Raw genomic sequence first — 12,170 nt, 5'->3', positions numbered from 1 at the left:
AAACAGGTCGTCTGAAAACATGATTGTGTTTCAGACGACCTTCCCTGTCATGTCATTCCCCAGAATCCTTTCAGCTTCGACGCTTCGCAAGCTGCAATCCCATCTTAAAAAAGGCGGCTTGGTCGCCTATCCTACCGAGTCCTGCTATGGCATAGGCTGTATCCCGACCTTGCCTAAAGCACTTAACCGACTGATTCATCTGAAAAAAAGACCGCAACATAAAGGCATGATTGTCATTGGCAACCAATTGGAGCAATTACAGCCCCTGCTCAAAAGGTCGTCTGAAAACATTCAAACTATGCTCAGAAACGAATGGCCTGCGCCCAAAACCTTTCTGCTTCCTGCTGCTGCTGACGTTTTGCCCGCATTACGCGGAAAAAGGCGCAGCAAACTGGCGGTCAGGGTTCCTGCCCATGTAGGTGCGCGCCGCTTGTGTCAGGCTTTGAAAACACCTTTGGTTTCGACTTCGTGCAACCGCGCAGGCAAACGCGCGTGTAGGACGGAGCGGGAAGTAAGAAGGCAGTTTGGAAGAGATGTATGGGTAGTCGACGGTTTAATCGGCAAACAAAAGTTGCCGAGTCAGATTATTGATGGGGAAACAGGTGTTCGTTTGCGTTAGAAATCGGATGGATGAGATGAGCAGAAATTATGGTTTGAACCGATAAACCGCGACTTCAATAAAATGTGGATAATCCTGAATATAACTTTCCCGAAAAAAATCAAAAAGGTCGTCTGAATCCCCATATTCATGGTTTTCAGACGACCTTTTGATTTGACTATCTTGTGGATAAGTATGTAGATAAGTTGAGTATTAGAGCTTGCTGCCGCATACGGCTTCGAATTGTTTTTCGGTAATCGTACCGTTCATCACGCTCATCGGGCGGATATTTGTCGCGGTGTAGTTGTGTTTGGAAATTTCTTTGCCGTGTTCGTCAAGAAGCTGCAAAGCGGTCAGGCGGTAGGTTTTGTTGGTGCAATGGATTTCCCAGTCGCCGATGGCGGTTTTGTAGGCAGGCGTGTTGACGAAGCGTTCTTCTTTCATCTTTGACACGGTTTTTCTATCGCGGAAAGTAACCAAAGTACCGTTTTTCTTGATGCTGTTTTTATCAATCGCCACTTTGATATTGCCGTCGGAAATCGTGCCGATGTTGTCCCAGTTGCCGCTGACGCCGCCGCTTGTGGTCGTAGTCGTTTGACAGGCGCTCAGGAGTAGGGTTGCCGATAAAGTCGAAATAAAGGAAAAGTGTTTGATGTTCATAAGTTTTGGTTGCTTAGGATAAATTATTAGACTGCCGTATTATGCGCGAAGACGGCGGGGCAGTAAATCGGCTTTGCAAAGTCTTAAAACCGCCAAAAAATGAAAAGGTCGTCTGAAAACAGGTTTTCTAGCCGATTGACTTGAAACCGGTATGCCGCCGCTTTGCCTGAGATTAAAGAGAACGGTAACGCATTGAGTGAATCAGTTTCCCATATCCGTATTGTCAGCAGTTCCGCCATCTTGTCTCAATCAAAAATCAATCCACGATACCCAACCAAGCATAATCCGTTTTCAGACGACCCCATGTGGATAACTCAAATATCCCCCATGCAGGCAGTGTCTAAAACCGCTAAAATAACGCTTTTCCCTCCCTATGGAACCATCATGTCCCAGCCTTCCGCCCAACAGATTTTGCACGAAGTATTCGGCTATCCCGAATTTCGCGGCAAGCAGGAGGCTGTCGTCAATACATTGGCAGGCGGCGGAAGCCTGATGGTATTGATGCCGACGGGCGGGGGCAAGTCGTTGTGTTACCAAATTCCCGCGCTGATGCGCGAAGGCGTCGCCATCGTCGTTTCGCCACTGATTGCCCTGATGAACGACCAAGTGGCGAGCCTGCACGCTGCAGGCATAGAGGCGGCAGCGGTCAACAGCAGCACGACGGTGGAAGAAGCCCGCGAAGTGGCGGACAAACTCGCCCAAGGTCGTCTGAAACTGCTCTACGTCGCACCGGAGCGGCTTGTTACCGACCGTTTTCTACGTTTTCTCGACCAGCAAACCATCAGCCTTTTCGCCATAGATGAAGCACATTGCGTCAGCCAATGGGGGCACGATTTCCGTCCCGAATACCAGCAATTAGGGCTACTTGCCGAACGCTATCCGCAAGTGCCGCGCATTGCCCTGACTGCGACCGCCGATGCGGCGACCCGCGCCGACATCAAACATTTCCTCCATCTCGAAGACGCGCCCGAATTCATCTCCAGCTTTGACCGCCCGAATATCTATTATCAGGTCATCGAAAAAAACAACGGTAAAAAGCAGCTTCTCGACTTCATCCGCAAAGAAATGGAAGGGCAAAGCGGCATCGTCTATTGCCTCAGCCGCAAAAAAGTCGAAGACATCGCCCAATTCCTCTGCGAAAACGGATTGGAGGCGATTCCTTACCATGCCGGCTTGAGCATGGAAGTGCGCGAAGCAAACCAACGCCGTTTTACCCGCGAAGACAACATTATCGTCGTCGCCACCGTTGCCTTCGGTATGGGCATAGACAAACCGGACGTGCGCTTCGTCGCCCATCTCGATATGCCCCAAAGCGTCGAACATTTCTACCAAGAATCCGGCCGCGCCGGGAGGGACGGGCTGCCTGCCGTGAGTTGGCTGTGTTACGGTCTGAACGACTGGGTATTGCTGCGCGAGCGCATCGCCGAAGGCAACAGCGACGAAGTGCAGAAACAAATCGAAATGCAGAAGCTCGATGCCATGCTTTCCGTCTGCGAAACCGCCGCCTGCCGCCGCGTCCTCCTACTCAAACATTTCGGCGAAGAATCCGCCCCTTGCGGCCATTGCGACAACTGCCTGCATCCGCCGGTACGCTTCGACGGCACCGTCCTCGTACAAAAGCTCCTCAGTTGCGTATACCGCGCCGGACAACGCTTTGCTGCCGGCTATATCATCAACCTGCTGCGCGGTAAAAGCGACGACTGGATACGGCGCAACGGCCACGACAAACTCTCCACCTTCGGCATCGGCAGCGGGCAAACCGACAAAGAATGGCGCAGCGTCATCCGCCAATGCATCAGCCTCGGCTACCTCACCGTCAACGTCGCCCAATATCAGGCATTGCAACTGACTGAAGCCGCAAAAAAAGTCCTCAAAGGCGAAACCGAAGTCATGTTGCGCCCATTGCGCCGCGAAAAAGCCGCCACTCAAAAGCCCAAAGACAACTGGCTACGTACCGAACGCGAAGAACGCCTATGGCAGGCATTGCGGCATTGGCGGCAGCAGCGTGCTCATGCCGAAGAAGTCCCCGCCTACGTCGTCTGCGGCGACAAAACCCTGCGCGACATCGTCGAAAAAATGCCGCAAACGCTGGAAGATTTGCACCAAATCTACGGTTTGGGTGAGGCGAAAATCAATAAATTCGGCATCGACATCCTCAATGTCTGCGAGAACGCAGCCGAAAACCAAAGCGGGAAAACGAGCAACGAAGAACCTCTATTCACCCCCCAAACCGAGCGCGAACAGCAATTACAGCAAAAGCTGGAAACTTGGCGTGCCGAACAGGCAGCCGTTGAACAATGTGCCTTGGGCAAAATCTTTTCCAACATCAGCCTGACCGACCTCGTCGTCTTCACGCCCGCCGAAGAAGCCGACCTGCTCGGTATCTACGGCATCGGCAGCGAAAGAATTGCCCAGTACGGGCAGGCAATACTCGACATCTGCCGCCCTTACGCAGACGGGCTTTCCGAGCCGAAACAGGCAGAACGCCAGCTCGCCCGCCGCCTGTTCCAATGGTGTCTCGATACCGCCCGATATGAAGGCGGAGAGATGCATGCCGTCGCCAAAAAACAGACTTTACGTGCCATCGCCAAAGCCCGGCCGCAAACTTTGACAGCACTTTCTAAAATAGAGGGCGTGAGCGGGGAATGGTTGGACCAATACGGCGAAGAAATCATAGAAATCTGTACGGCGGATTGACCGTTAAAAAGACACAGAAAAAGGTCGTCTGAAAACCCTGTATAAAGGTTTTCAGACGACCTTCTAAATATAGTGGATTATAGTCAATTAAAATCAAAATAGGACAGTAACGCATCGTCAAATCGGGCGTAATCAGACAATACGGTTCGCAGATACCGCTTAATATTCGCCCACACCTTCTCAATCGGGTTGAGCTCAGGTGAATAAGGTGCAAGAGGCAATACCTTATGTCCCCATTTTTCCGCCATTTCCCGTAAGACACCCATACGGTGAAATCGCGCATTATCTAAAATAATCACCGATTTTTGAGTCAATGCGGGCAGTAGGCATTGCTGAAACCACGCTTCAAAAAAGACTCCGGTCATCGTATTTTGATAAACCATCGGAGCAATCAGCCGGTTGCCGACTTGTGCGGACACCAGAGATAAGCGTCGGTATCTTTTCCCACTTATCTGCGCTTTCACTATTTGCCCTTTCAGGCTGCGGGCATAGGGGCGGAACAGGTAGCGGTCAAATCCTGTTTCATCCAAATAAACACGTTGGTAGTCGGAAAATTCGGCCAGCTGTGTCAAATAATGCGTTACTTTGGCCGGGTCTTGTTCTTTGTAAGTGGTGGTCTTTTTTTGCGCGTCATCCCCATCTGTTTGAGTGCATAGCAAACGGCGGCTGCCGTACAATCAAAATGTTTGGCGATTTCATGCAGATAGGCATCCGGGTGTTGCCCAACATATTGAGCCAGTTTTTGCCTATCCAATTTGACGGCATTTAGACCGGTAACTTGATGTTTTAGGCTGCCTGTTTGTTTTTTAAGGCGAATCCACAGGTAAAGCGTGTTTCTTGACAAGTTAAACGTCGCTGCGGTTTGGCTGATGTTTTTGCATTGTTCGTAATAGTTTAAAGCTTTGTTTCTTAAGTCCGCAGAGTATGCCATGGTTAGACCTTAAAAGTTGAGTATTGTACTATTTTATTTTTAATTGACTATAACTTTAAATCAGTACGGTGTTGTCTCGCCTTAGCTCAAAGAGAACGATTCTCTAAGGTGCTGAAGCACCAAGTGAATCGGTTCCGTACTATCTGTACTGTCTGCGGCTTCGTCGCCTTGTCCTGATTTAAATTTAATCCACTATATTAATATCGTTATAAAACAATAACAAACAAAATTTTTTCAATTCGCTTGTAAGCATTTTCAGACTGCCGCGTCTAATCGGGCATGAAACGATTTTATGGAACGGTTATCATGAAAACGAATATCACAGCCCCGTGGCAATCAGCTTTAGGCTTATTGGTTTTGCGCCTTTTTGCCGCTTACGAATTTTGGGAAGCGGGAACGCAGAAATTTAACGGCAAAAACTGGTTTGCCGAAATCAACAACCAATTTCCTTTTCCGTTTTATCTGCTGCCCGACAGCGTGAATTGGAACTTGGCGATGTGGGCGGAGCTGGTTTTTCCGGTTTTGCTGATTTTAGGATTGGCGACCCGCCTGTCTGCCTTGGGATTAATCATTGTAACGGGGGTAGCATGGGCGGCAGTCCATGCCGGTGCGGGTTATAATGTCTGCGACAACGGCTATAAAATGGCTTTGATTTATATCGTGGTTTTAATCCCGATTCTGCTGCAAGGCGCGGGCTGTTTATCGTTGGATGCGTTGTTGAAAAAACGCTTCTGCCCGAAATGCCGCGTCGGAAATCAATGAAAAAGGTCGGGGAGCGGACTTTAAACGCGCCAACTCAAATTCTTAATCTGTTTAACTTGATACTTTAAAAAGGAAATCAATATGAAAAAAAATGTAGCCGCTGCCCTTGCAGGTGCTTTGTCTTTGTCTTTGGCTGCCGGCGTTGTTGCCGCTGACAAACCGGTAAGCAGCAAAGCAGGCGTTCAAAAATCTGCCCAAGGCTCTTGCGGTGCGGCTAAAGCTGCTGAAGGTTCATGCGGTGCCGCTGCTCCTAAAGCAGGCGAAGGCAAATGTGGCGAGGGTAAATGCGGTTCAACCGTGAAAAAAGCCCCCGCTAAAAACGCCAAAGCAGCAAAAGCCAAAGCTAAAGCAGTTGAAGGCAAATGCGGCGAAGGTAAATGCGGTTCTAAATAATTTAGAACAAAAAGCCGCATTTTATTGATAAATGCGGCTTTTTATCTGATTTTGACAGCAATTTCGTACCAAAACCGTCGGAACACCATCCAAAACGGAGCAACATCATGATTCAACACGCAGGCTTAGGCTACCGCCGCGACTTGGCAGAAGACTTCCTCTCGCTTTCAGACGACAGCCCGATACACTTTATCGAAGCCGCCCCCGAAAACTGGCTGAAAATGGGCGGCAGGGCGCGCAAACAGTTTGACCGCGTGGCGGAACGGCTGCCATTGGCGTTGCACGGATTATCCATGTCGCTGGGCGGACAAGCCCCGCTGGATACCGCCTTGATAGACGGCATCAAAGAGATGATGCGCCGTTACGATTGCACGTTTTTCTCCGACCATTTGAGCTACTGCCACGACGGCGGCCATCTCTACGACCTGTTGCCGCTGCCCTTCACCGAAGAAATGGTGCGGCATACCGCGCGGCGTATCTGCGAAGTGCAAGACCGATTGGGCTGCCGCATCGCCGTAGAAAACACCTCCTACTACCTGCATTCCCCGCTTGCCGAAATGAACGAAGTCGAGTTCCTCAACGCCGTTGTCCGCGAAGCCGACTGCGGCATTCATCTCGATGTGAACAATATCTACGTCAACGCCGTCAATCACGGACTGTTGTCGCCCGAAGCCTTTTTGGAAAACGTTGACGCAGGGCGCGTGTGTTACATCCACATCGCCGGACACGACGTCGAAACCCCCGAGCTTTTGATTGATACCCACGGCGCGGCGGTTTTACCGACCGTTTGGGACTTGCTCGAACTTGCCTACACCAAGCTGCCGACCATCCCGCCCACCCTGTTGGAACGCGATTTCAATTTCCCGCCTTTTGCCGAACTCGAAGCCGAAGTCGCCAAAATCGCCGAATATCAAACGCGCGCCGGAAAGGAATACCGCCGTGCAGCCTGAAACCTCCGCCCAATACCAACAACGCTTTGCCCAAGCCATACGCGAGGGCGAAGCCGCCGACGGACTGCCGCAAGACCGATTGAACGTCTATATCCGCCTGATACGCAACAATATCCACAGCTTCATTGACCGCTGTTATACCGAAACGCCGCAATATCTCGACAGCGGAGAATGGGGTCGTCTGAAAGAAGACTTCATCCGAGACGCGCGCGCCCAAACCCCCTATTTCCAAGAAATCGCTGGCGAATTCCTCCAATACTGTCAAAGCCTGCCGCTTTCAGACGACCTCTTGGCACTGATGGACTTCGAACACACCCAACTGCTCGCTGAAGTCGCCCAAACCGACAGCCAAGCCTCGCCCGCCGATTCAGACGATTTGGCGTACACCCTTTCTCCCGCCGCCTTTGTCCGCCGTTATCAGTATGACGTGACCGACGAGTTGCAGGAGGCGGAAACCGCCGTTTTGGTATGGCGCGACAGCGAAGACGACGTGATGTACCAAACCCTCGACGATTTCGACGCATTATTGCTGGAAACGCTGGCAGACACGCCCGCCTCCCTAAACGGTCTGCAAGCCATGCTGGCAGAGTTCATGTCGTCTGAAAGCGGCTGGCAGGACGCATTAAGGCAAAAATGGGCGGACTGGCTGGAACAAGGCATTTTGGTTGCCGCATCAGCCGAGGTCGTCTGAAATGATCGAATTGACGTAGTGGGCAGGAAATTCCTATAAAGGCACTATCGTACCCCCCTTCCCGAAGGAAACGGCACAGAGACAGGCAGAAATCGAAATGTCGGCGGTCTTTACTGTTTTCAGACGACCTTTTTTATATTGGGGGTAAAGACCCGCTAAAAGGCTTGGCAGGTCGTCTGAAAACGCGTAGCCGGTTACTGAGAAACAAAAAAGCTACGTCAATCATTTATGTATTTGATGACACACACGCTCAGTATCAGCGTAAAATCAGAAGTTCACAGCCATAATTCATTCAATGCTGATACATTATGTCCCTACTCGAATTGACCGACGCCGAGCTTGCCGAATCCCGCAAGCTGCTCCTGCGTTTCGCCCGTATCCAGTTGCCCGACCGCCCCGATTTGGCGGAAGACCTTGTGCAGGAAACCATGCTTTCCGCCTACCGTGCTGCGGAAGGTTTTAAAGGAGATGCACAAGTCGGCAGCTGGTTGTTTGCCATTCTGAAAAACAAAATCACCGACTGCCTGCGCCAAATCGGACGGCAGCGCGAAATATTCGCCACGCCTGCGGAAGAAATGTTGGACGAAGCCTTTGAAGAACGGTTTGCATCAGACGGGCATTGGACGGCGGACGGCCATCCGCAAACTTGGTCCTCGCCCGAAAAAACGTTGGACAACAAAGAGTTTCGTGAAATCCTGCAAACCTGCCTCTACCAAATGCCCGAAAACACCGCCCGCGTGTTTACCATGAAGGAAATCCTCGGCTTCTCATCCGACGAAATCCGCGAGCAATGCGGCATCAGTATGTCCAACTACCACACCATCATGCACCGCGCCCGCGAAACCCTGCGCCAATGCCTGCAAATCAAATGGTTCGGCAATGCAGGACATGCCGGTTAAACCCGTTAGGAAAACACGATGAACAAATGCCGCAAAACCGCCTACCTGCTCTCCAAAAAACAGGACGAAACCCGCCTGACCGTTCCCGAACGCGTTTTTCTGGGCAGCCACCTGCTGATATGCCCCCATTGCCGAGAATATAAAAAACAACTCGACCTTATTCATAAAGCCATGAAAAAGATGTTTTGAGGCTGGCGGATAAGGTTAAGAAGGTCGTCTGAAACCTGATGTAGGGTTTCAGACGACCTTTTTTGATGAAAAAAGAAAATAGGGATTGATTTGAGCATGAGTTGGGATGAAATGGCGCGCCCATAAAAAAGCCGGCTTTTTAAGCCGGGATTTTGAAATTGGGCAGGATTTGGGCGGATTTAAAGGCATGGCAAACAAGGTTCAAACCGTCCAATAAGCCGGAGGCTATATAGGAATGATTGCGTGGGTGTCAACATTTTCTGCCTTTTTTCAGAACAAAACATGACTTATGCCAATATTTGTTACTACAACCCACTACATCGGCGGGAACATGAAAATGATGTGTGTTAGAATTTTTCCAGCTGTTTTATAAAACAGTACCTTAACTAAAAAATTTAAGAAGGATAGAACATGAACAAATTACTAATTGCTGCGATGATGATGGCCGCTTTGTCGGCTTGTTCCCAAGAAGCCAAACAGGAAACTAAGGAGGCGGCTTCTGCCGTAGCTTCCGAGGTTAAAGACGCTGCGGCTTCTGCTACCGATGCTGCTGTATCTTCCGCTCAAGCAGCGGCGAGCAAAGTAGAAGATACTGCCGCCAAAGCCGCATCAGAAGTAAAAGAAGCTCCTGCCTCTGAAACCAAACCGGCTGAAAAAACAGAAGCTGCGCCTGCCGACGAGAAAAAAGATGCCTCGTCCGCCAAAGTGGACGGCAAAGCCGTTTTCGAAGCCAACTGTAAAATGTGCCACGGCGGTACCATCCCGGGCGCTCCAGTCGTCGGTAAAAATGATGATTGGGCTCCGCGCATCAAACAAGGCAAAGAAACCCTGCATAAGCATGCACTCGAAGGCTTCAAAAGCATGCCGGCAAAAGGCGGTAATACCAACCTGAGCGACGACGAAGTCAAAGCGGCGGCTGACTATATGGCAAACCAATCCGGTGCCAAATTCTAAGCCGTACAAATCAAAACGCACCTTATTACAAGGTGCGTTTTTTCATGGTAAAACTGCCAAGCTTCGAGATAGTTCGGATTTGCTTTGATGGAAAACGGTATAAAATTAAGCTGAAATCAATGCGGTATTGTCTCGCCTTGTCCTGATTCAAACTGACTTCGACCACTACACAGGAAGTTGATGGAAGCTCGTCTGAAACATCATCCTGTTTTCAGACGACCTGTTCTTTGATTAACGATGGCGCGGCCTGAATGTTAGAACTAAGGCAGAAAGGCAATAAAAAAGCTGAGTTTTTCAACTCAGCTTTTTAAATTTGGTGGGTCGTGAGCGATTCGAACGCTCGACCAACGGATTAAAAGTCCGCTGCTCTACCGACTGAGCTAACGACCCGATAAGCTGTGAATTTTATAGAAACATATGAGCGGTGTCAATGTTTTTCTGTATTTTTTCGGAACAAAATAGAACTTAAAGCGCTGTTTATCGTCATATAAAAGAGATTATTAACATGATATGTGTTACAATTTTTCCAGCTGTTTTCATAAAACAGTATTTTAACCAAAATCTTAATCAAAAACTCAAGAAGGATAGGACATGAAAAAATTACTGATCGCTGCGATGATGGCGGCTGCTCTGGCGGCTTGTTCCCAAGAAGCCAAGCAAGAGACTAAGGAAGCAGCTCAAGCCGTTGCGTCCGATGTTAAAAACACTGCAGCTTCTGCCGCTGATTCTGCTGCTTCTGCCACTCAAGAAGCCAAAGATAAAGTCAAAGACGCTGCCGCTGACGCAAAAGAAACTGCTGATAAAGCCATGACTGAAACTAAAGAAGCTGCTGACAAAGCTGCTACCGATGTAAAAGAAGCGGCTGATAAAGCAGTAACCGAAACTAAAGAAGCTGCGGGTAAAGCCAAAGAAGCCGCTACCGAAGCTGCTAAAGACACTTTGAACAAAGCTGCTGATGCGACTCAAGAAGCTGCGGACAAAATGAAAGACGCTGCTAAATAATTTGTCGTTTGACAAAAAAGGTCGTCTGAAAACTGAACTGGCCCCCAAATCTTGGACACTCATAAAAGCCTATTCAGGCGCTCTGTGCAAGCTGGGTTCTGTATGCGACAGGACTCAGCTTTTTCAATTTCAAACTGCAACGCTCCCGGTTGTAGTAATCCATATAGTCATCTATCTGCTTCATCAATTCGTCCACCGTCAATTCACCTGCGTTATAGAAACACTCTGTCTTCAACACCGCAAAGAAGCTTTCCATCGGTGCATTGTCCCAACAATTCGCCTTTCGCGACATGCTTTGAACCATGGAATGTTGGGCAAGCAATTCCCTATATCCCGACGTACGGTACAGCACACCTTGGTCAGAATGAAGCATCGTTCCTTCGCCGGTCAGATGGGGGGCGGCTTTTTCGAGCATTTCCTTCACCATTTCGCTGTTAGCATTGCGGCTCATGGCGTAGGCGATGATTTCTCGGTTGAACAAGTCCAAGATTGGCGAGAGGTACAGTTTGCCGTCCTTTCCTTTGAGTTCGGTCACGTCGGTCAGCCATTTTTCGTTGGGCTTTCGGGCTGTGAACCGGCGTTTGAGGAGGTGTTCCGATATCTCGCCCATGGCGGGATGGCGGTAGGCTTTTTTCGCCCGTATGAGGGCTTTCAGTCCTAGCTGCCTCATCAGCCGCGCTGCTTTTTTGCGGTTCCAACCCAATGCTGCGGCAATGCGCCTTTGTCCGTAGCGTCCTTTATGCTGTTCGTAGATTTCGGCGATAAGGGCTTTGTCGGCTGCGTCGGGGTCGGGCCGGTCTTGACGGTGGTAGTAAAAGCTGCTTTTGGGCAGGTTTGCGATGTGCAGCAGGTATTTGAGCGGGTGTTGCGCCCTCAGTGTTTGGACGGTTTGACTTTGTCCTTTTCGGTCCGCTTTTGGCTGAGGGCTTTTAACTCCTTTAGGTAGGCGACCTCTGCGCGCATATAGCACAACTCTTCGATAAGCTCCGCCTGTGTTTTTTCGTGGTCGGGTTTGTCGGCGATGAAGGGGTTTTTGCGGTGTTGGGGCATGGTTTTGGATTGGGGATGTTCGAGTGCGCCGATGCCGCCTTCTTGATAGGCGCGTATCCATCGTCGCAGGTGGGTTCGGGAGATGCCGTAATGATCTGCGGTACGCTGTTGGCTGCGTATATGCAGGTAGTGGAGTACGGCTTGGTATTTAAAGTGTAATGTATATTTGCTCATAAAAAAACTGCACCTTGGTGGTTGGAGGGTATGTGTCCAACTTTTGGGGTGCAGTTCAAACCGAAGTTGGTTTTCAGACGACCTTTTGGTTTATATAGTGGATTAACTTTAAACCAGTACGGCGTTGCCTCGCCTTAGCTCAAAGAGAACGATTCTCTAAGGTGCTGAAGCACCAAGTGAATCGGTTCCGTACTATCTGAGACCTTTGCAAAATTCCCCA

The 12,170-nt window shown here is 49.8% G+C and carries 14 protein-coding genes and 1 tRNA gene; 10 read left to right on the top strand and 5 right to left on the bottom strand.

Annotated features, from left to right (window positions below):
* Window positions 1–49: 49 nt before the first annotated feature.
* Window positions 50–619 (top strand): L-threonylcarbamoyladenylate synthase, encoded by a 570-nt coding sequence (locus ACMYUL_RS05800; protein ID WP_070514236.1) that lies wholly within the window; start codon window positions 50–52, stop codon window positions 617–619.
* Window positions 620–811: 192 nt separating this feature from the next.
* Here ACMYUL_RS05800 and ACMYUL_RS05795 read toward each other — a convergent pair whose 3' ends face one another.
* Window positions 812–1,258 (bottom strand): surface-adhesin E family protein, encoded by a 447-nt coding sequence (locus ACMYUL_RS05795; protein ID WP_415772544.1) that lies wholly within the window; start codon window positions 1,256–1,258, stop codon window positions 812–814.
* Window positions 1,259–1,642: 384 nt separating this feature from the next.
* On the opposite strand from ACMYUL_RS05795, the gene recQ reads away from it, so the two are divergent.
* Window positions 1,643–3,955 (top strand): DNA helicase RecQ, encoded by a 2,313-nt coding sequence (recQ, locus tag ACMYUL_RS05790; protein ID WP_415772542.1) that lies wholly within the window; start codon window positions 1,643–1,645, stop codon window positions 3,953–3,955.
* Between the two features lie 83 nt (window positions 3,956–4,038).
* Here the strand turns inward: recQ and ACMYUL_RS05785 are convergent.
* Window positions 4,039–4,886 (bottom strand): IS630 family transposase gene (locus tag ACMYUL_RS05785; protein WP_156798183.1). Its coding sequence is split into 2 segments (ribosomal slippage): window positions 4,039–4,571 and window positions 4,571–4,886, totalling 849 coding nucleotides; the frame shifts between segments, so codons are not numbered across the junction.
* 306 nt (window positions 4,887–5,192) lie between these two features.
* On the opposite strand from ACMYUL_RS05785, the gene ACMYUL_RS05780 reads away from it, so the two are divergent.
* The 7 genes from ACMYUL_RS05780 to ACMYUL_RS05750 all read left to right on the top strand — a co-directional run bounded on the left by ACMYUL_RS05780 (window position 5,193) and on the right by ACMYUL_RS05750 (window position 9,724).
* Window positions 5,193–5,648, top strand: a complete 456-nt coding sequence (locus ACMYUL_RS05780; RefSeq protein WP_070514230.1) for a DoxX family protein — start codon at window positions 5,193–5,195, stop codon at window positions 5,646–5,648.
* Window positions 5,649–5,729: 81 nt separating this feature from the next.
* Window positions 5,730–6,041, top strand: coding sequence for a hypothetical protein (locus ACMYUL_RS05775; RefSeq protein ID WP_003755853.1), 312 nt, complete (start codon window positions 5,730–5,732; stop codon window positions 6,039–6,041).
* A gap of 107 nt (window positions 6,042–6,148) precedes the next feature.
* Complete coding sequence (locus ACMYUL_RS05770) at window positions 6,149–6,991, top strand: DUF692 domain-containing protein (protein ID WP_070514231.1); 843 nt, start codon at window positions 6,149–6,151, stop codon at window positions 6,989–6,991.
* Window positions 6,981–7,682, top strand: coding sequence for a DUF2063 domain-containing protein (locus tag ACMYUL_RS05765; protein ID WP_415772539.1), 702 nt, complete (start codon window positions 6,981–6,983; stop codon window positions 7,680–7,682). The genes ACMYUL_RS05770 and ACMYUL_RS05765 overlap by 11 nt, the downstream gene beginning before the upstream one ends.
* Window positions 7,683–7,990: 308 nt before the next feature.
* The gene (locus ACMYUL_RS05760) at window positions 7,991–8,581 is read left to right on the top strand and encodes a sigma-70 family RNA polymerase sigma factor (protein WP_415772537.1); all 591 of its coding nucleotides are present in this window, start codon (window positions 7,991–7,993) and stop codon (window positions 8,579–8,581) included.
* A gap of 18 nt (window positions 8,582–8,599) precedes the next feature.
* On the top strand, window positions 8,600–8,770 hold the full coding sequence (locus ACMYUL_RS05755; RefSeq protein WP_003755864.1) for a hypothetical protein: 171 nt from the start codon (window positions 8,600–8,602) through the stop codon (window positions 8,768–8,770).
* 411 nt (window positions 8,771–9,181) lie between these two features.
* Window positions 9,182–9,724 carry a c-type cytochrome gene (locus ACMYUL_RS05750; protein ID WP_415772535.1) on the top strand — a complete coding sequence of 181 codons (543 nt, stop codon included), beginning with the start codon at window positions 9,182–9,184 and terminating at the stop codon, window positions 9,722–9,724.
* A 314-nt stretch (window positions 9,725–10,038) separates the two neighbouring features.
* Here ACMYUL_RS05750 and ACMYUL_RS05745 read toward each other — a convergent pair.
* Window positions 10,039–10,114: transfer RNA gene (locus ACMYUL_RS05745), tRNA-Lys, on the bottom strand.
* Between the two features lie 201 nt (window positions 10,115–10,315).
* On the opposite strand from ACMYUL_RS05745, the gene ACMYUL_RS05740 reads away from it, so the two are divergent.
* Window positions 10,316–10,726: an Ag473 family lipoprotein gene (locus ACMYUL_RS05740; RefSeq protein WP_070514235.1), complete on the top strand. Its 411-nt coding sequence runs from the start codon at window positions 10,316–10,318 to the stop codon at window positions 10,724–10,726.
* A gap of 73 nt (window positions 10,727–10,799) precedes the next feature.
* Here the strand turns inward: ACMYUL_RS05740 and ACMYUL_RS05735 are convergent, their stop codons facing one another.
* Both ACMYUL_RS05735 and ACMYUL_RS05730 read right to left on the bottom strand, forming a co-directional pair.
* Window positions 10,800–11,696: an IS3 family transposase gene (locus ACMYUL_RS05735; protein WP_415772532.1), complete on the bottom strand. Its 897-nt coding sequence runs from the start codon at window positions 11,694–11,696 to the stop codon at window positions 10,800–10,802.
* The gene (locus ACMYUL_RS05730) at window positions 11,600–11,950 is read right to left on the bottom strand and encodes a helix-turn-helix domain-containing protein (protein ID WP_415772530.1); all 351 of its coding nucleotides are present in this window, start codon (window positions 11,948–11,950) and stop codon (window positions 11,600–11,602) included. The genes ACMYUL_RS05735 and ACMYUL_RS05730 overlap by 97 nt, the downstream gene beginning before the upstream one ends.
* Between the last annotated feature and the right edge of the window lie 220 nt (window positions 11,951–12,170).

The sequence above is a fragment of the Neisseria sp. CP9 genome, assembly GCF_047758525.1.
GTDB lineage: Bacteria > Pseudomonadota > Gammaproteobacteria > Burkholderiales > Neisseriaceae > Neisseria.
This window is presented reverse-complemented; position numbering and strand designations above follow the sequence as displayed.

Coding starts and splice junctions, on each gene's coding strand:
- ACMYUL_RS05740 (WP_070514235.1), top strand. CDS start 10,316: ATGAAAAAATTACTGATCGCTGCGATGATGGCGGCTGCTCTGGCGGCT.
- ACMYUL_RS05770 (WP_070514231.1), top strand. CDS start 6,149: ATGATTCAACACGCAGGCTTAGGCTACCGCCGCGACTTGGCAGAAGAC.
- ACMYUL_RS05795 (WP_415772544.1), bottom strand. CDS start 1,258: ATGAACATCAAACACTTTTCCTTTATTTCGACTTTATCGGCAACCCTA.
- ACMYUL_RS05800 (WP_070514236.1), top strand. CDS start 50: ATGTCATTCCCCAGAATCCTTTCAGCTTCGACGCTTCGCAAGCTGCAA.
- ACMYUL_RS05730 (WP_415772530.1), bottom strand. CDS start 11,950: ATGAGCAAATATACATTACACTTTAAATACCAAGCCGTACTCCACTAC.
- ACMYUL_RS05775 (WP_003755853.1), top strand. CDS start 5,730: ATGAAAAAAAATGTAGCCGCTGCCCTTGCAGGTGCTTTGTCTTTGTCT.
- recQ (WP_415772542.1), top strand. CDS start 1,643: ATGTCCCAGCCTTCCGCCCAACAGATTTTGCACGAAGTATTCGGCTAT.
- ACMYUL_RS05755 (WP_003755864.1), top strand. CDS start 8,600: ATGAACAAATGCCGCAAAACCGCCTACCTGCTCTCCAAAAAACAGGAC.
- ACMYUL_RS05780 (WP_070514230.1), top strand. CDS start 5,193: ATGAAAACGAATATCACAGCCCCGTGGCAATCAGCTTTAGGCTTATTG.
- ACMYUL_RS05750 (WP_415772535.1), top strand. CDS start 9,182: ATGAACAAATTACTAATTGCTGCGATGATGATGGCCGCTTTGTCGGCT.
- ACMYUL_RS05760 (WP_415772537.1), top strand. CDS start 7,991: ATGTCCCTACTCGAATTGACCGACGCCGAGCTTGCCGAATCCCGCAAG.